This is a genomic window from Bacillus sp. F19, assembly GCA_023823795.1.
Taxonomy (GTDB): Bacteria; Bacillota; Bacilli; order Bacillales; family Bacillaceae; genus Bacillus_P.
Genome location: CP085710.1, coordinates 4,436,696 through 4,455,005 on the forward strand (window position 1 = coordinate 4,436,696; position 18,310 = coordinate 4,455,005).

General features: G+C 41.8%; 12 protein-coding genes. 3 read left to right on the forward strand and 9 right to left on the reverse strand.

Going from position 1 to position 18,310, the window contains the following annotated elements; translation table 11 throughout:
• Positions 1 to 15: 15 nt before the first annotated feature.
• A complete protein-coding gene (locus LIT25_22885; GenBank protein ID USK36386.1) occupies positions 16 to 291 on the reverse strand; it encodes a YutD family protein in 276 nt (91 codons plus the stop codon).
• A 113-nt stretch (positions 292 to 404) separates the two neighbouring features.
• Between LIT25_22885 and LIT25_22890 the strand changes: the two genes are divergently transcribed.
• Together LIT25_22890 and LIT25_22895 are read left to right on the forward strand one after the other, a co-directional pair.
• The gene (locus LIT25_22890; GenBank protein ID USK33333.1) at positions 405 to 1,058 is read left to right on the forward strand and encodes a YhcN/YlaJ family sporulation lipoprotein; all 654 of its coding nucleotides are present in this window, start codon (positions 405 to 407) and stop codon (positions 1,056 to 1,058) included.
• A 213-nt stretch (positions 1,059 to 1,271) separates the two neighbouring features.
• Entirely contained in the window at positions 1,272 to 1,577 is a 306-nt protein-coding gene (locus LIT25_22895; GenBank protein USK33334.1) for a hypothetical protein, read from the forward strand.
• 168 nt (positions 1,578 to 1,745) lie between these two features.
• Here the strand turns inward: LIT25_22895 and lipA are convergent, their stop codons facing one another.
• Positions 1,746 to 2,642 carry a lipoyl synthase gene (lipA, locus tag LIT25_22900; protein ID USK33335.1) on the reverse strand — a complete coding sequence of 299 codons (897 nt, stop codon included), beginning with the start codon at positions 2,640 to 2,642 and terminating at the stop codon, positions 1,746 to 1,748.
• A 225-nt stretch (positions 2,643 to 2,867) separates the two neighbouring features.
• On the opposite strand from lipA, the gene LIT25_22905 reads away from it, so the two are divergent.
• Positions 2,868 to 3,863: a M23 family metallopeptidase gene (locus LIT25_22905; GenBank protein USK33336.1), complete on the forward strand. Its 996-nt coding sequence runs from the start codon at positions 2,868 to 2,870 to the stop codon at positions 3,861 to 3,863.
• A gap of 149 nt (positions 3,864 to 4,012) precedes the next feature.
• Here the strand turns inward: LIT25_22905 and yunB are convergent, their stop codons facing one another.
• The 7 genes from yunB to LIT25_22940 all read right to left on the reverse strand — a co-directional run bounded on the left by yunB (position 4,013) and on the right by LIT25_22940 (position 17,761).
• A complete protein-coding gene (yunB, locus tag LIT25_22910; protein ID USK33337.1) occupies positions 4,013 to 4,780 on the reverse strand; it encodes a sporulation protein YunB in 768 nt (255 codons plus the stop codon).
• A 131-nt stretch (positions 4,781 to 4,911) separates the two neighbouring features.
• Complete coding sequence (locus LIT25_22915; protein USK33338.1) at positions 4,912 to 5,214, reverse strand: DUF1805 domain-containing protein; 303 nt, start codon at positions 5,212 to 5,214, stop codon at positions 4,912 to 4,914.
• 60 nt (positions 5,215 to 5,274) lie between these two features.
• Positions 5,275 to 6,678: a bifunctional metallophosphatase/5'-nucleotidase gene (locus LIT25_22920; GenBank protein ID USK33339.1), complete on the reverse strand. Its 1,404-nt coding sequence runs from the start codon at positions 6,676 to 6,678 to the stop codon at positions 5,275 to 5,277.
• Between the two features lie 15 nt (positions 6,679 to 6,693).
• A complete protein-coding gene (locus LIT25_22925) occupies positions 6,694 to 7,518 on the reverse strand; it encodes a sulfite exporter TauE/SafE family protein (protein ID USK33340.1) in 825 nt (274 codons plus the stop codon).
• A 20-nt stretch (positions 7,519 to 7,538) separates the two neighbouring features.
• The gene (locus LIT25_22930; protein USK33341.1) at positions 7,539 to 8,396 is read right to left on the reverse strand and encodes a DUF72 domain-containing protein; all 858 of its coding nucleotides are present in this window, start codon (positions 8,394 to 8,396) and stop codon (positions 7,539 to 7,541) included.
• A 486-nt stretch (positions 8,397 to 8,882) separates the two neighbouring features.
• Complete coding sequence (locus tag LIT25_22935) at positions 8,883 to 13,178, reverse strand: S8 family serine peptidase (protein USK33342.1); 4,296 nt, start codon at positions 13,176 to 13,178, stop codon at positions 8,883 to 8,885.
• A gap of 170 nt (positions 13,179 to 13,348) precedes the next feature.
• The gene (locus tag LIT25_22940) at positions 13,349 to 17,761 is read right to left on the reverse strand and encodes a S8 family serine peptidase (protein USK33343.1); all 4,413 of its coding nucleotides are present in this window, start codon (positions 17,759 to 17,761) and stop codon (positions 13,349 to 13,351) included.
• Positions 17,762 to 18,310: the final 549 nt, after the last annotated feature.

The window sequence follows — 18,310 nt, forward strand, 5'->3', positions numbered from 1 at the left end:
GATTTTCCCCACGGCTTATTTCTTTATTCTCTTTAAAACAAAATGGGCACATCCAAAATTGCAATACTCAAAAATGTATTCATCAAGGGTGCTGATTTTTGTGTCATAGGAAGCTTTTTGATTTTGATCATCAAAAAAGCCTTTAAGTCTAAGCTGGTTATAGCCCCAGTCACCGACGATGTAATCATACTTATTGAGGATTTCTGAATAACGTGCTTTAAATGCCTCTTCATTGAATCCATTTTTTTCGTCCTTAATGAGTTCAAAGCTTTGATTTTGAACCGTTATCATTACTATCACCTCGCATGAAAGCTTTCTAAATACTATCATAATCGATTTCCCCATCAATTGCTAAGAAAGATTGCGTCTGTTTTGGTCAACCTAAGGTTACGGAGGTGTTTGCGATGAAGAAAATCGCGTTCACGGCGTCCTTGATAGGTATGATCATCATGAGTGGATGCCAAAATACTGCAAGTGAAAATGAGTTATTTGAAGACGGCGGCAATACCGTTAATGTAAAAAATGAAAACGGCATAGAAAACAGAAAAGACAATCAATCATCTGATTTTGGCTATGTTCGTCATGTAAAGAGCAATCTGGCCGAAGACGAGGATTACAACAAAGTACCTGGTATTGATCACGAAGAGGTTGCTAATGCCATTTCAAGCTTAATTGTCCAGCTTCCCAATATTCAGGATGTTGCAACGCTCGTAACCGATGAAGAAGTACTGGTCGGATATAAGACCGATTCTAAAAATCGAAATGAAACAGCCGATCAAGTGAAAAAAACAGCGATTTCCGTAGTGCCAAGATATTACCACGTATACCTTTCAGATAATCCTGAAATGATTAAGCAAATTGAAGGGTACTCAGGTCTTGATCCAAACAACAGAGATATTGATCAAATCATCAATAATACAATAAAAGAAATGCTGAAATCGCCACAAGGCCGCATACTCAACAAAGGTGAGAACGCAAACGGGGAAGGCTACGGTGAAACAAACGAAAACCTTGACCAGGATATGAAGGATAACTACGAGCAGACTAGGTATAAATAGAAAAGCGGAACCGACTGTTCAGCTCCGACAGACAGATAAGAATTCCCCGGAAAAGGCCGGTTTTGCCTTTTTCGGGGAATTTGTTTTGGCCGAGGAGTTAGGAGGTGGAGCTAGACAACTTAGAAAAGCGGAACCGACAGACAGATAAGAATTCACCGGAAAAGGCCGGTTTTGCCTTTTTCGGGGAATTTGTTCTGGCCGAGGAGTTAGGAGGTGGAGCTAGACAACTTAGAAAAGCGGAACCGACTGTTCAGCTCCGACAGACAGATAAGAATTCACCGGAAAAGGCCGGTTTTTGCCTTTTTCGGGGAATTTGTTCTGGCCGAGGAGTTAGGAGGTGGAGCTAGACAACTTAGAAAAGCGGAACCGACTGTTCAGCTCCGACAGACAGATAAGAATTCACCGGAAAAGGCCGGGTTTGCCTTTTTCGGGGAATTTATTCTGGCCGAGGGGCTAGGAAATGGAGCTGGACAACATAGAAAAGTGGAATCGACTGGTCAGACTCGGGCAGGCAGATAAGAATTCACCCGAAAAGTCCGGGTTTGACCGCATATCTTTGATTATTAAAATTAAACAACCGAAAATTGAAATTATCTGCCTGTTTTCAACTTTATATCAACCAAACGGATCCTACCCGCTGCCCGCAAATACAAAGCACCCGCATCAAATGATGCGGGTGCTTTGTTATTACGCCTGTGCCTGTCTTGCCTTAGTTGCTGCATTAACCTGCTCATCTGCATGGTATGAAGAACGTACGAGCGGGCCAGCTTCACAGTGGCTGAAGCCTTTGCTCATTGCAATTTCACGAAGCTCTTCAAATTCCTCAGGTGTGTAATATTTCAATACTTTAAGATGCTTTTTTGAAGGCTGCAAGTATTGGCCGATTGTCATAATATCTACATGATTTGCACGTAAATCATCCATTGTTTCGATAATTTCTTCTTTCGTTTCGCCAAGGCCGATCATTAAGCTTGATTTTGTAGGAATATCAGGCTGCATTTCTTTAGCGCGGCGTAAGAATTCAAGGGAACGATCATATTTTGCACGTGCGCGAACTCTTGGAGTTAAACGTTTTACTGTTTCAATGTTATGGTTTAGAATGTCTGGTCTTGCGTCCATAAGGGTTTTTAAGTTTTCCTCGATCCCGCCCATATCAGATGGAAGGACTTCTATAGAGGTAAACGGGCTTTTGCGGCGGACAGCGCGGACTGTCTCAGCAAATACATTAGCTCCTCCGTCACGGAGATCATCTCTTGCAACAGCTGTAATAACAGCATGTTTTAAGTTCATTAGTGCTACTGAATCTGCTACACGTTCCGGCTCTTTCAAATCAAGCTCGTTTGGCAAGCCAGTTTTTACGGCACAGAAACGGCATGCACGAGTGCACACATCGCCAAGAATCATAAATGTCGCTGTGCGTCTTACTGCCCAGCATTCATGAATATTAGGACATTTTGCTTCTTCACAAACGGTGTGAAGGTTGTTCTCGCGCATCATTTTTTTCAAGCCTGTGTAATTTTCATTGGTGTTCAATTTTATTTTTAGCCAATCCGGCTTTCTCAGGTATTCTTCTTTCTTAGCCATCTGAATCATCTCCAGTATGTATTGTAAGTATTCCTCTGTGTTTTCTGCGAATGATCAGCATAAAAGGAAAATGAAAATAAACATGTACATTAGTCACTTTAACATAACAGATCAAGATAGGACAAGGGAAGGTGATTGAAGAAATTTCTAACATTTTCTACATATGAATTTTCTTTATTACACCAAACTAAGGTTATGAAATTGGTTTTAAAGGAGACCGGTAATGTGAGAAAAATATGGATCCTGTTTATTCTTTGTTTCTTCTGTACCGCCCTGCCGAATCAAGTGCTGGGTGCAGATAAAAGCATCGAACAAATTAATCAAGAACGAATGAACTTATTTAAAAAGGCTGAAACCATTACTCAAATCCCCTGGTACGTACTGGCCTCTGTTGATCAATATGAGCGTAATGTAAGAAGAACCAGGAATGATATCCCAAAAGCAAAAGGCGTAATTGGCATCTATATCAGACCGGAAGTATGGGCCGGTGTGCAAAATCCAGACCAATCTGACACAAACCCAACGAGCATCTCATTGTTCGGAGGAATTGGAATTGACGGAGATGGCGACGGCAAGGCTGAGCCTGACAATGACGAAGATGTGCTATTTACGTTTGCAGCCTATTTGCTGTCTTATGGAATTGATCTCGAAAATATAAAAATTGGTCTTTGGGATTATTATCAGCGTGATAAAACGATTGGATTGATCTCGGGGCATATGAAGCTTTTTCAAAAATACGGTAGATTGGATCTTGATCAGCATTCTTTCCCTGTGCCCATTCGCTTCAATTACAGTTATAAAAATACATGGGGAGATGCACGCGGCTGGGGCGGGCGAAGAATACATGAAGGCACAGACATCTTCGCTAATTACGGAGTTCCTGTGAGCTCTACTTGCTATGGTATTGTTGAAATGAAAGGCTGGAACAGGTTCGGCGGCTGGAGACTTGGTATACGCGACAGCTCCAACACCTACCATTATTTTGCCCACTTAAACGGATTTGCTGACGGGCTGCAGCCAGGACAAATTGTAGAGCCTGGCCAGTTAATCGGTTCAGTCGGCAGCTCAGGCTACGGTCCTCCCGGAACCTCGGGAAAATTCCCTCCGCATCTCCATTACGGCATGTATAAGGATAATGGCAGGACAGAATGGTCTTATGACCCTTATCCGCAGTTAAAAGTTTGGGAACGTGCAGAATACAGAAAAAGAAAAAGAAAATAAAAAGCAGGTCAGCAGTGATACGCTGACCCGCTTTTTTAGTATGATGGCTCCGCTCTAAGTTTTATCAACAGGCTTAAAAACTGGAACAAAGACAGCAGCTCAAGGCACACTGTCTTTACATGAAGATATAATAGAATTCAGCATCTTTTTTACCTTCCAGATGAGCCCTCAGGAACATCAATTGCAGGAGGAGAACTTCCTCCGCCGCCATTGTAATAACTTGGAACCTGCCCCTGTACAGCTTTTATTGCAATTGGGATTGTGTTTCTTACAGTAGCGGTTTGAGTGGAAAAGGGGATGACAACTTCTACATTCACTTCAATTTCAACCGCAATCTCTATTAAAGCATTATTAATTCCATACTGCTGAATGGTTTCTTTTACGTCAGTCTGCACTTCTCCCACGACATAGAAGCGAACCGGAACCCTTGGCCCCAGGTTACCGATCAGCGCATTATTTGCAGCCTGACCCAATGGGATGGAATAGATAATTCCCTCTCCCTGCTCATCTTTTGATATATGTTCTCCCTCAGGAAGCTCAAGTGCATCTATATTTCCTTTCGAAGCTTCTCTCAAGTTCGTTTGAATTTTATCTGTTGTTTTAGCAAGCACGCTTCTTACAAACTTCGCGTTGAAATCTATCGTAGTAACATTCCCTTTTTCATCTGTATCGACAACAAACATTTCATCCACATCAACGTCTTCTTTTATGTCTTTATTAATTGCATTTTGAATGACGAGTGTTGCAATCCGTTTCGTTTCTGTCTCTGCAACAGTCATTAATGTTGGTTCAATTCCTTTATTAACGATCCACAGACCTGCAGCTGTAGAAAAAATAAAAAAGACAAGTGAAAGCAGGAATACATACCGGAAAGGAAGCGGCCCCTTCTTCTGAGGGCGTTTGCGGAATCTGGCCAAAAATAAATCCCCCCTTTACATGATATGTTTATGCAAGCAAGGAGGGATGTACGCATTCTTTTTCATCTATGATTTTGAAATGAATATTTAATAAGCTATTCCTAAAATAAGGCGCTTTTGTTTTTATATCATTACAGCATTCTCAACAGTGCTTCTCTGCCGCTCATACCGACGTGTATGCCGCGATTTTCCGCTTCAAATGTAATGGATTCAAGAGGGGCATCAAGCAGCTGTTCAATGGTACGGACGCCTACTGCACGCCCAGCAATAATTCCGCGGTCTTTTAATTTTTCATTGAGCAAAGCTACATCAAGCGCGCCGCACATAATGTATCCCTTCTCACTTGTCACAGCCAAAAAATTGGTTTTTGGCAATGCTACCGTAATGGCTGTAAACTGATTGTTTTCAATAATAATTGGTGTCATTGATACCATCTTATTTCACACTCCCTTCCTTCTACAATTTATGAAGAAAGCAGACATGGAGTGTGAAAATTAGGCATTCTTGGACGAATGTACCTGTTTTAGCTTCCAGGCAAGCAAGTCCCTCAGCATTTCGGGCATATGATACGTTTTCTTTTCCGCATGACCTATAGCTGGATACAAGACACCAAGTGTAAACATATCCACCGTAGCTACTGCATAAATTCGATCAGGCTGTATGGGTGCCCCTGATACCAAGATTTCTTTTACATGGTGCAGACCGTCTTCTAATGGCTCTGTAAAAACCTCAATTCCGTCAAAAACCATTCGTCCCATTACATGGCCCCGGAATCCAAGACCCTTTAATTTCAGCTGCTCCATCCTTTCTGAGCGCGCTTCTAAAATAACTTCCTTAAGGACGTCTCCTTTTAAATAAACAGTGCAGGGATTAATAGGATGCGGACAAATTCGGTGCAGATCCTTTTTGGTGACAGGGCCTTTTTTAAGAGGCTCAAGCAGCATTCCCGCATTCACCATGCTGACTTCTCCCTTGCACCATTCTTTTATCGCAGCTGCTAATAGATTAGGGAATTCTGAGGGACCAAACCAGTCCAATGATAAATCCTCTTCTAAAACAGTGACTGTTTCTGATAGGATCTCATCACTTTTTATAGTCTCATTTACTAGAAATTGTTTTGTGTCTTCACATTCGGACTCTGAAAGAATGTTAATAACTTCAGCTTCCTTTTCTACTAAGGTGCGGGCATTATCCACAGTGAGAGAAATATGCCCAACCAATCCACAGTTTTTCCCTGCACCTGTTAATAAAGTGCCATGCAATAGTTTCCCTTTTTCAAATATATGATGAGTATGAGCTCCTAGTATGACATCAATATCCGGAAACTCTTTTGCCGCGATTTCATCATCATTTATTCCTAAATGAGAAAGCAAAATGATAATATCCGCTTCATCTTTCACCATTTCAATCGTCTCCTGCAGACTTAGAAACGGATCTTTTATTTTCCAGCCGAGCAATTGATAAAATTTTTCGTAAAAAACGCTTACTCCGAGTAATACTGCCTTCGTGCCATTTGATAGAGTGATGATTTCATAAGGCTTAACCCAGCTCGGACGTTCACCAAGTTCGGTGTATAAGTTTGAAAGAACAACCGGAAAACGCGCATCTTTATATAGAGTATCAAGCGCTTCATGAGGGAGAGTAATCCCTTCATTGTTGCCGATGGTAACTGCATCATAATTCAGGGCATTTAGAAGGTCGACATTTGCTTTTCCTTCTGTTGCTTCTGTAATGGGATGAACACGGTCGATGTGATCTCCTACATCTACTAAAATCATTTCTTCACCGTTTGCAGCATGTTCTTTTTTCATTCTTTTTAAATAGTGCGCAACTTTGGGCCAGTTTTCAAAATAACTGTGCAAATCGTTTGTGTGATATAGATGAATGGTCTCTGCCATTTACATTCTCCTCGATTAAAAAATACCTTCATAAATCAGTTTTATACCGGACAGAATGAGGACAAGACGCAGTAAGTTAATCACGGTTTTACCCGATAGCTTTGTTGCAATCTTGGCTCCTGCAATCCCGCCAGCCCATGCACCCGGTATTAAAGCTAAAGCAAAAAGCCAGTTCACATTTCCAAGCGCGATATGCATGACAGAGCTTGAAAGACCTGATAGAAAAATAATAAACATCGATGTAGCGACTGCAATATGCGGCGGAAATAAGAACAGCATCACCATTGCAGGCACCATTAGAGCTCCGCCGCCAATTCCGAACAGCCCTGAGATAAATCCAACTCCAAATGAGATAAAGACAGCAGGTGCCGGTTTATAAAAATAAGCAGCATCTTTGCCGTTTTCAGATGGATAATAGCGGATTACATCACCCAGACCCGGCTCTCTGTATTTTGGCTTCCATTTATCTCTCATCATAAGCAGCAGTGAGACAGCAATCATGAATAACCCAAAATAAAGAGAGAAAGAATCCAAATTTAAATACTTATTAAGATAAGCGCCTAATAATCCTCCGGGACCGCTTCCGATAAAAAAGATCCATCCGCTTTTATAATCTACTTTTTTAACCTTCATATAAGCAATCGTTGAGGATAAGCCAGTGAAAATCACAACAAGCAAAGAAGTTCCGACTGCCGTCTGCGGAGTTACGTTTTCAAAAATCGTAAAAAAGGCAGATGAAAAGAGCATAGCAGGAACAACAATGATGCCTCCACCAAGCCCCACAAGACTCCCGATCGTGCCAGCAATAAAACCGATCAGGACAAGAAATATCCATTCCATTTAAGCCAACTCTTTTCCGTTTATTCACCGCTGAATAAATCCAGCTGTCTGGGTGCAAGGTCTTCGTACTCAATACTTAAAAGCTTTTGCATTTGTTTTGCATTATCTGCAGCGTCTCCGCCTGAATTATTATTAAAGAGAAGATAAATATCTTTAGTCGCATCTTTCAGCTGATCAATCTTTTCATGCCATTCCTGCAACTCATGCTGATTGTACCGGTATAGGTACCTGACTTCTCGCCAATCTTCACCAATTGCAGGTCTTGTCCATCCATGCACATTTCTGCCGTGCATCCTGATTAACGTTTTATTGTTATCTGTCGCTCTCACTACAGCAGGAATGGATCCGCTGCCAGCTTGAGGCTCGTCGCAAATGCTGTGAATCCACTTTTCCTGTTCCATAAAAGTTAGGGTCTTCTCATATGTATTAGGTGCAAACCATGATTGATGCCTGAATTCTAACGCAACGGGAACTTGACCCATTTGCTCTTTGCACCATCTCAAATAACTGACATTCTCTTTTTTGCATTCAAACCATGGCGGGAATTGAAATAAAACCATCCCAAGCTTACCTCCTGCCTGATACGGTGCAATAGAATGATAAAAAGCCTGGAACATCTCTTCTTTAGAATTAAAAGGTATATCTCCCCGCTGATGTCCTGTCATTCCCTGATAAGCTTTCACGATAAATTGAAAGCTGTCAGGGGTATCCTTCACCCATTTTTCTGCGTTGCGCTGAGGCTGCACAGCATAGAAGCTGGCATCCACTTCAACAATCGGAAAATGTCCAGAGTATTCCTTCAGCTTAGCTCTGGCAGAAGTACCATTAGGATAAAGCGCATCATGATCTCCCCAGCCTGTAAGTCCAATATAAATCAAAGCAGCCTCAGCCTCCTTTATTATTTTATGATACTACAAGGCATTAAAAAATTCATTGAAAAGGACATTCATTTACTGTTCTGGCGGAGATTTTAGTTTTTGGAGAAACTTATAAAGAAGGAAATATACAGCTCTTTCGATTTAAGGGAGGGCATGTATATAATAAAAAAGTGCGATACAAAAGGTAGTCTCCGGATAAAGTCAGAAATAGAGATTATACCTTCCTTATCACAAATCACAAAAAAGCTCACCAGAAACTGGTGAGCCTTTCTTTCTTTTATTAACCGATAGAACCTTCCATTTCGAACTTGATTAACGAAGACTTTCATAACATATTCAATAGATTCAAATGGAAACATCCAGCAACCAATCACCGGCTATATTTGTTTTAGAGCACTCATTTCACTTTACCCATTTAGGATATAAGTGAAAGGTGATTCTATGGTCTACTCATCTGTTTCATTCAATCTATGATTTAGTTAGCTTTTACTTGACATACACTTTACCAGCGGCTGTTCGACGAGATTCATTTCCATAAGCATCTCTCATCACCACTTCGATCACAGCACCGTTGATCGTGTTTTTTGGTGCCTTCCAGATACCAACATAGTGACCTTTTCCTTGTTCTGTTAATGGTATTTCAACAGAAGCGGCGGTTGCGGATGCATAGGCTGAAGGTACGCTTAACGAGAAGAAACCACTAATTCCTGGCTCACTATCTAGTTCGACAGTCAACGTCTTACCCCTTTTTATCACCACATTTTGATCTGGTTTTAAGTTTTCGATCGCAGGTGGATTAAACTTGGCGTAAACAGTGACTTCCTTGTTAGTTTCGTTTCCTGCACGGTCTTTTGCGGCAACTGTAAATTTATTTTCTCCATTATTGAGCAGGACATCTAGGGAGTAGGAGCCATCTTCTGTGACATTTGCTTTTTGACCATTAATTGTGACTTCGGATAGATGCAGGTCGGTCGCTTTTCCTTCGATTGTAACTGTTTGTTGATCCGTCTTAAAACCATCAGCAGGTTTGGTAATGGTTAGTTCTGGTTTTGCTTGGTCAAGGGTGATCTTCACTGGATCGGACGGTTTCGTACTACCTAGATCAGATGAAGAGGTAGCTGTCAGTACGTTTTCACCATTTTGCAGGGGAACCTCTACAGAGAAAGTGCCATCTTCTCTAGCTGTTGTGGTAGCCTCTTTTTTCCCTTTATTGAAAAGATTAACTTGGGTAGCAGGTGAAGCTTGCCCTTCTACTGTGAAAGTAGATTGATTGGTGATGGCTGCATCTTTAGGTGTTGTAATCACTGGAGCCATTGCTTCATATTTTACCTGTGCCCGAATCATAATGTTCTCGTAAGGGGCTGGTCCAAACTCTCCATTATACATTATCCAACTGTGTCTCGCAGGTGTAGTACTTGTATCAGATGAAATTGCTGGCGTATTCGGGCTGACGTTTTTTTGGATATAGACCATATAGAATCTGTCTTTTACCACGATTCCTTTGTCTGACAGATCGACAACCGTCCATTCCCCATTTTGCACAGCAGTTGCATCAAATGGACCCGCCACTATTTTACCAGGAGAACCATTCACGCCAGGTCCACTATTATCATAAATGGCAACCTGAAAGGCTGTTCCACCTGGTTTTATATTTGAGGTAGATGAATCCTGGAAACGGAAGAGACCAGCAGTGACTAAAGCGCTAGTTTTGCCTTCAGGTAGAAACATTTTTACAGCATAACCACTATTAACGGCATCCCATGTGCGATGGGCTTCTGCTGTCCCATCATCATAGCCTATCTCACTAGGATAGCCGACAAATGGTTGTAACGAGACATTTTGTTCGATATTTCCGTTTGCAGGGACAGTAATCCTGATATCTTGGTTCAGATAGAAAGGCGCGGACACATGCAAGGTATAGTCTCCTTCATAGGCAGTGATAGAGAAGCGTCCGTTTTCATCTGTTTGTACAGGTTGAACAATCGCGTCTTCGATCAGAGAGAGTGTTGCGTTAGCTATCGGCTGACCTGTTTGCTTGTTCGTGATCGTTCCGTTAATCGTTCCTTGCGGAAGCGGTTTTAAGGTGAAATTGGCTTCTGCTTCACCATTGGGAGCAATCTTCACTCGTTGATCTGAAGAGTAGTATCCATATGACTCCGCACGTAAGGTGAACTCACCAGCAGGATGAGTCGACATAACATAGCTGCCATCAGCTGGGTTGGTGACAACAGAACGTCCTGATTCAAGCACGCTCACTGTAGCTCCAAGTGGCAGGGACATAGGTTTGTCTGCTGTTGGCGTTACCGTTACCGTGGCGGTTGGTGCCATCACGTCTTGGATTTCTGTTAGTTTGATTGCTTCCGAATTTTCCAATTGCACATCTTCTAGATCAATATTTGCTGTGGTAAGTGCTGTATTACTTAAAGCGACATCATCGATATACCACCCTGTTGTCGTGAATTTATCGTCTGTGGTGACGTTAAAGGCGATATAAATTAGTTTACCAGCATATGCGGATAGATCGATTTGGTGTTGGGTCCATGTCGAAGAGTTACCAGTAAAGCTGGACAGATGCTGCCAGTTTTGTTTGTCTGTCGACACAAACACATTACCAAAGTCTTTGCTTTCTTTGTCTTCAAGTTGATACCAGTCTTTAAACTGAAGATAGCTGTTACCTTCAGGCAAGATGATTGGAGGCATCATCAAGTTCATATTGGCATTGAAATCAACATGACCATTTAACTTGGTTCCGTACACTTTTTCACCAGAAGCGGCCTTTAATGGCCCAGCGGTAGGTACTCCCCATTCCCAAGAGTTTTGGGTACCATAAGAAATCCAGCCATTCGGTGTAGATTCAAAATCTTGAAAATATCCGGTGCTGATTCCAGTTTTGACAGGTACGTTGTAATTATCAGATGTAACCTCGTGTGCACCATAATCTGTGATGCGCCAACGATAGGTGAGGGTTGAGTTCTGTACTGCTTCAGCCGGAATTACAGCTTGGTACGTTCCGCCTTTATAGTTACCTGTGGTACGACTTGCCATTACTGTTTGCCAATCGGCAGTTTCGCTTGCACGGTATTGTAGCTCTACACTTTTTACGCTGACATTGTCTTGTGCTTGAACAGTTAGAGGTAATACCATATTCGTATAGGTTTCTTTTGGAGCGGTATGCTCATAAGTTGGATTTTCAGTATCTTGACCTTCATGAACCACTTGTCCTTGAACTCCGCCTATTCCGGTTAAAATGGAGGAGACAGCGTTATAGGCGTTAACTAGACCATGACCATAACCATTGTTTGGCGAAGTTGGATATCTAGAGTCAGTTAATGGAATTGCGGTTTCAGTTAATATTTGTTCAATAGCATCAACGGAAAGAGATTTATTCGCCTGCTTGATCAAAGCAACGACTCCAGCAAGGGCTGGTGAAGCCATCGAAGTTCCGCTCATTAATCCATAGTTGCTGCCTGGTATAGAAGAGCGAATGCCCACACCTGGAGCAGAGATATCTGGCTTCATTACTCCATATGCCGAAGGACCACGTGAGGAGAAATCAGCAATCTGATTTTTAGTATCTGTTGCGCCAGTAGCAAACGATTCCGGATAATTGCCTGGCAAGCCGACGCTTCCATCAGCAGGACCGGAATTTCCAGCAGAGAATGCAGGGAAAATTTCAGCTGCACGCCAGTTTTTCACCATTTGTCGGTAAAAATCATCGATAAAAGGGCCGGAACCCCAAGAGTTGTTCACTATGTCTGGTGCTTTTTCTGGATGCGGATTGCCCTGGGCATCCTTTGGAGCTAGAACCCACTCTCCAGCTGCCAGTAGATCATCAGTGGTTGCACCCTGCGCTGTAAAGGCTTTTACAGCAATCCATTTTGCACCTGGAGCGACACCGATTTGGTTCGTGCCATTTGGCTCAGAACCCACCATCGTACCTACGGTGTGAGTTCCGTGACCATGATCATCATAAGGTGCAGCTTTCCCATTAATAGCGTCAAACCAGTTGTAAGTGTTATCAGGTTGATCTGGATTGGCTGGGTCGTAACCCCGATACTTTGTTTTTAAAGCTGGGTGATTCCACTGGACTCCTGAATCAATACTAGCAACTACAATTCCTGTACCATCAATGCCCATCTTCCAAACTGGTGGTGCCTCGATTTTTGCCATATTCCATTCGGTTGAATCGAGAGGATTAACTATTGATTGAGTGGATTTGTTACTGCTTTCAGATGGGATTAACTGTACCTTTTCGTTAGGTAGAATTTCTTCGACTTCAGGGAAGGTAGCAAGTTTTTCCATCACTTGTTTGGTTCCTGTTACCGCCATGCCGTTTACGATATAGAAAGATTCAAACTCTTTAACATTTCCTTTCTTTTTTTCTTGTTCTAGATAAGTTTTGACCGAGTATTGAGTTTCATTGGCTTTAGCTCGGAGAGTGGAGACGATAGCTGAGCGTTTCATCAATTCGGTTTTGGCTGCTGTTTGTTTTTGAGCTTTAGCTTTTTTAGCTGTTTCGATTGCAACTTTGTTTGTATCCACTTGATCTTTAAATTCTAATAAAAATGAAACAGTTTTATTCTTATTAAACTGATCGTTCAGTTTTTTGTCTATCTTTGTTTCCGCACTCTTAGATTCTCCATCAGAACTTTCCTGAAGAGAAATACTTTCTTTGGAGTTGGGTTTAGCCAAAGCGAAATTTGGTAAAAAAGTAGAGATCAACAATAATGCACATAAAATAAAACTAAATGTGACGTGGCCTTGTTTTTTCCTTTTTATCAATTTGAATCCTCCTTAAATCTGCTTGTATTAAGACTTGCGTAAGGGAGCAGTATTTTTAATTGTTGTAGATGGCCACCAACTGTTGTAGATGGCCACCAACTGTTGTAGATGGCCACCAACTTTCTTTATTTTTATAAATCTTTTATAAATTGAATCTATCAATCTATGATTTACTTAGGTCTTACGTTTACATACACTTTACCATCGGCTATTTGACGAGATTCGTTTCCATAAGCGTCTCTCATTACCACTTCGATTACAGCACCGTTAATCTTGTCTTTTGGAGCCGTCCAGGTACCAACATAGTGACCGTTTCCTTGCTCTGTTAATGGTATTTCAACAGAAGTGGCGGTTGCGGTTGCTGTTGTTGTTTTTGTTGTTGTTGTGGCTTCAGCTGCATAGGTTGAAGGTAAGCGAACAATGAAGGAGCCACTAATTCCATGTTCACTATCTAGTTCGACAGTCAACTTATTACCCTTATTTATCACCACATCTTGAGCTGGTTTTAAATTTGTGATTGCAGGTGGATTAAACTTGGCGTAAATAGCGACTCCTTTGCTAGTTTCATTTCCAGCACGGTCCTTTGCAGTGACCGTAAATTTATTTTCTCCACTATTGAGTAATAGGCGTAGGGAGTAAGAGCCATCTTCTGTGACATTCACTTTTTGACCATTTATAGTGACTTCGGATAGATGTAGGTCGGTCACTTTTCCTTCAATCGTAACTGCCTTCTGATTTGTTTTGAAACCATCAGCAGGTTTGGTGATGGTTAGTTCTGGTTTTGCCTGGTCAAGGGTGATCTTCACTGGCTCGGACGGATCCGTACTACCTTGATTAGATGAAGAGATAGCTGTCAGCACGTTTTCACCTTTTTGAAGGGGCACATCTACAGAGAAAGTGCCATCCTCTCTAGCTGTTGTGGTAGCCTCTTCTTTCCCTTTATTGAAAAGATGAACTTGGGTAGCAGGTGAAGCTTGCCCTTCTACTGTGAAAGTAGATTGATTGGTGATGGCTGCATCTTTTGGTGTTGTAATCACTGGAGTCATCGCTTCATATTGTACCTGTGCCCGAATCATAATGTTTCCCTGATTTTGAGGGAACGGTACCCAAACACCATTTTGCATTTGCCAGCTCCGACCCGCGCTTTTACTGTTTGTATCAATAGCAAGTCCTGGAGCATTCGGGTAGACGCCTTCTTGAAGATAGACAAAATAGAAGTCGTCGTTTACGAAGATGCTTTCATTTGACAAATCGACAACCGACCATTGCCCATTCGTTAGTGCAGTCGAATCAAATGGACCCGCTATTTGTTTGCCAGGACCACCTTGATTTCCACTATTATCATAGATGGCAAGCTTAAAGTCTGTTCCACCTGGAGACGGCCATCCTTTATCCCAGAAGCGGACGAGACCTGCAGTGACTAAGGCGCTTTTTTTGCCCTCAGGTAGAGAAATTTTTACAGCCCAAGCATTTTTTTCAGTAACACTCCAAGATTTAGCATTTTCCGCTGTCCCATCATCATAGCCTATCTCACTTGAATAGCCTACAAATGGTGGTAACCCAACATTTTGTTCACTCTGCCCGTTTGCTGGGATGGAGATGGTGATATCTTGGGTGAAAAAGAAAGGCGCGGACACATGTAATGTATAGGTTCCTTCATAGGCAGTGATAGAGAAATGTCCGTTTTCATCAGTTTGTACAGGTTGAATGACCGCGTCTTCGATCAGAGAGAGTGTTGCGTTAGCTAGCGGCTGACCTGTTTGCTTATTTGTGACCGTTCCGTTAACCGTTCCTTTCGATGCCGGTTTTAAGATAAAGTTGGCATCTAACGTACCATCTTTAGGAATCTTCACTCGTTGCTCGGAAGAGACATATCCATATGACTCTGCACGTAAGGTGAACTCACCAGCAGAATGTCTCATGGTAAAGCTACCATCAACTGGGTTGGTGATAGCAGAACGTCCTGATTCGAGCGCGCTCACTGTAGCCTCAAGTGGCAGGGTCATGGGTTGTTCTGCTGCCGGTGTGATCGCGGCGGTAGGTGCCATCACGTTTTGTATTTTTATTGTTTTGATGGTATCCGAGTTTTCCAGTTGTCTTGCATCTTCTAGTTCTACATTGGCTGTAGTAAGTGCTGTATTGCTTAAGGCGACATCATCGATATACCAGCCTGCTCTTTGGCCCAATTCGTCTGTGGTGAGGTTAAAGGCGATATAGATTTCTTGACCAGCATATGCGGTTAGATCGATTTGGCGTTGAGTCCATTCAAGAGAGTTACCAGTGATGCTGGACAACTGTTGCCAGTTTTGTTTGTCTGTTGACACAAGCACATAACCATTATCGTAACCGCTTTCAATTTGATACCAGTCTTTAAACTGCAGATAAGTATTACCTTCAGGCACGATGATTCGAGGCATCATCAAGCTCATATTGGCTCTAGCGTCATATTGACCACTTAACTTGGTTCCGTACACTTTTTCACCGGAAGCGGCCGTTGCTGGTCCATTGTCGTAGGCAGGTACTCCCCATTGCCAAGTGTTTTTCGTACCATAAGAAGTCCAGCCGTTCGGTATAGATTCAAAATCTTGATAATAACCAGTGCTAATACCCGCTTTGACTGGTACTTTGTAATCGTCAGAAGTAACCGCATTTTGTCCATAGTCCGTGATGCGCCAACGATAGGTAAGGGTTGGAACCTGTATGGCATCAGCCGGAATCACGGCTTGGTACGTTCCGCTCTTATAGTTACCTGCGGTACGAGTTGCTGCTACTGTTTGCCATTCGGCAGTTTCGCTTGCACGGTATTCTAGCTCTACTCTTCTAACACTGACATTGTCTTGTACTTGAACAGTAAGAGGTAATGTCATATTTTCAAAGTTTTCAGTTGGAGCGGTATGTTCATAAGTTGGATTCTCAGTATCCTGACCTTCATGACCCACTTGTCCCTGAACGCGGCCAAGTCCGCTGGTTATGGATGATACGGCCATATAGGCGTTTACTAGTCCATGACCATACCCATTGTTTGGTGAAGTTGGATAGGTGGAATCAGTTAATGGTGTTGCTGAATCTTTTAAAATTTTTTCAATTTCATCAACAGAAAGAGATGGATTCACCTGCTTCATCAAGGCAACGACTCCAGAAATGTGTGGTGCACCAAACATAGTCAGAGATAAAGTCGAATAGCTGCCACGTAGGTCGGAAGAGCGAATGTTCTCACCTGGAGCGGAAATGTCTGGCTTCATTACTCCATATGCCGAAGGACCGCGTCCTGAGTGAAACCCCCGCAGATTATTACTATCTGTATACCCAACAGCAAACGATTCCGGATAGTTGGCTGGGGTCCAGATTAACCCTTCTTTATAGCTTGAATTTCCAGCAGCGAACACAGGGAAAATCTCAGCTGCACGCCAGTTTTGCACCATTGGACGGAACCATTCATCGACTCCTTCTTGAACTGAACCCCATGAGTTGTTCACTACATCAGGTGCTTTTTCTGGATGTGGGTTGCCCTCAGCATCTTTTGGAGCTAGAATCCATTCTCCGGCTTCCAGTAGATCGACTTGGGTTCCGCTACCACCATAGCTTGAAAAGGCTTTCACAGCGATCCATTTTGCACCTGGAGCAACCCCAATTTGATTTGAACCATTAGGTTCAGAACCTACCATGATTCCTGTGACGCGGGTACCTTGTTTAGTTGTATCATTTGGAGTCGAACTCCCATTAACAGCATCAAACCAGTTGAAGGTATGGTCAGGTTGATCTGGATTGGCTGGGTTGTAACCCCGATACTTTTCTTTTAAAGCAGGGTGATCCCACTGGACTCCTGTATCGATACTAGCGACTACAGTTCCCGTACCATCAAAGCCCATCTTCCAGACATTTGGTGCGTCAATTTTTGCAATATTCCATTCGACTGAAGTGGTGTCTGTCTGAGTGTCTTCCCGAGTGTCCGCTTGGGTGTCAGTTTGAGTTTCTGCTTTAGCATCAGCTGTTGGTTGAGTGGATGTATTACTGCTTTCATTCGGGATCATCTGTACCGTTTCGTTAGGCAGAATTTTTTCGACTTCAGGGAAGGTTGCAAGTTTATCCATCACTTGTTTAGTTCCTGTTACCGCCATACCGTTGACGATATAGAAGGATTGAAACTCTTTGACATTTCCTTTCTCTTTCTCTTGATTCAAATAGGTTTTGATCGAGTATTGAGTTTCATTAGCCGTAGCTCGGAGTGTGGAGACGACAGCCGAACGTTTCATTAATTCGGTTTTGGCAGCAGTTTGTTTTTGAGATTTAGCTTTTTTAGCTGTTTCGCTGGCAACTTTGTTTGTATCCACTTGATCTTTTAATTTTAATAAAAATGTAACGGTTTTATCCTTATTAAACTGATCGTTCAGTTTTTTATCTACCTTTGTATTCACATTTTTAGATGCTGCCTCTGAACTTACTGCCTCAGAACTTTCATGAAGAGTAATACTTGCTTTGGAGTTGGAATTAGCCAAAGCAAATTGAGGTAAAAAAGTAGAGACGAGTAACAACATGCATAAAATTAAGTTAACTGCAACAAGACCATGTCTGTTCCTTTTCATCAATTCGACTCCTTTCTGGAATTTGCTTACATTAAGACTTGAGATACAGGGTTATATTTTTTATTGTTGCAGATGAACACCAACTTTCTATGTTTGGATAGATTTGATCTTTGACCTTTGCTCATTCCTTTCCCCCCTTGCCTGATAATGTAATGCTATTCAAATTGTACAAACCCCTAAAAAAAAAGTATATTGGGGGATTTCACTTGAAATTATTAATATATTTTTTTAATACTTTAATACTATAAAATGTCATTTAATTCATATTTTTTAAAAATTTTCGGTTATTTTTTAGAGGAATGTTGTGCAAATATTGTAAATTTTCAGTTAAAATTCAAGGGAATATGGCAATTTCTCGTATTTTTTTAGAAATACATTTAAAAATAATAGATTAAAAAAGGAAAAAAGTTCTATTTGCCCCTATATGATTTATAAGCTTTTATTACTTCTTCCGAACCCCATAAAATTAGGTTTTCTGTGAATTTCGACATAGATTGTATTAATTCTTTTTCACTTAAAGGTTTTCCCATTTTGCTTCAGCAGGGGAAA

What these genes read in the sequence shown, in the direction of transcription:
- LIT25_22915 (USK33338.1), bottom strand. Translation starts at nt 5,214, where the DNA reads ATGGTATCAATGACACCAATTATTATTGAAAACAATCAGTTTACAGCC.
- LIT25_22940 (USK33343.1), bottom strand. Translation starts at nt 17,761, where the DNA reads ATGAAAAGGAACAGACATGGTCTTGTTGCAGTTAACTTAATTTTATGC.
- LIT25_22885 (USK36386.1), bottom strand. Translation starts at nt 291, where the DNA reads ATGATAACGGTTCAAAATCAAAGCTTTGAACTCATTAAGGACGAAAAA.
- lipA (USK33335.1), bottom strand. Translation starts at nt 2,642, where the DNA reads ATGGCTAAGAAAGAAGAATACCTGAGAAAGCCGGATTGGCTAAAAATA.
- LIT25_22925 (USK33340.1), bottom strand. Translation starts at nt 7,518, where the DNA reads ATGGAATGGATATTTCTTGTCCTGATCGGTTTTATTGCTGGCACGATC.
- LIT25_22890 (USK33333.1), top strand. Translation starts at nt 405, where the DNA reads ATGAAGAAAATCGCGTTCACGGCGTCCTTGATAGGTATGATCATCATG.
- LIT25_22920 (USK33339.1), bottom strand. Translation starts at nt 6,678, where the DNA reads ATGGCAGAGACCATTCATCTATATCACACAAACGATTTGCACAGTTAT.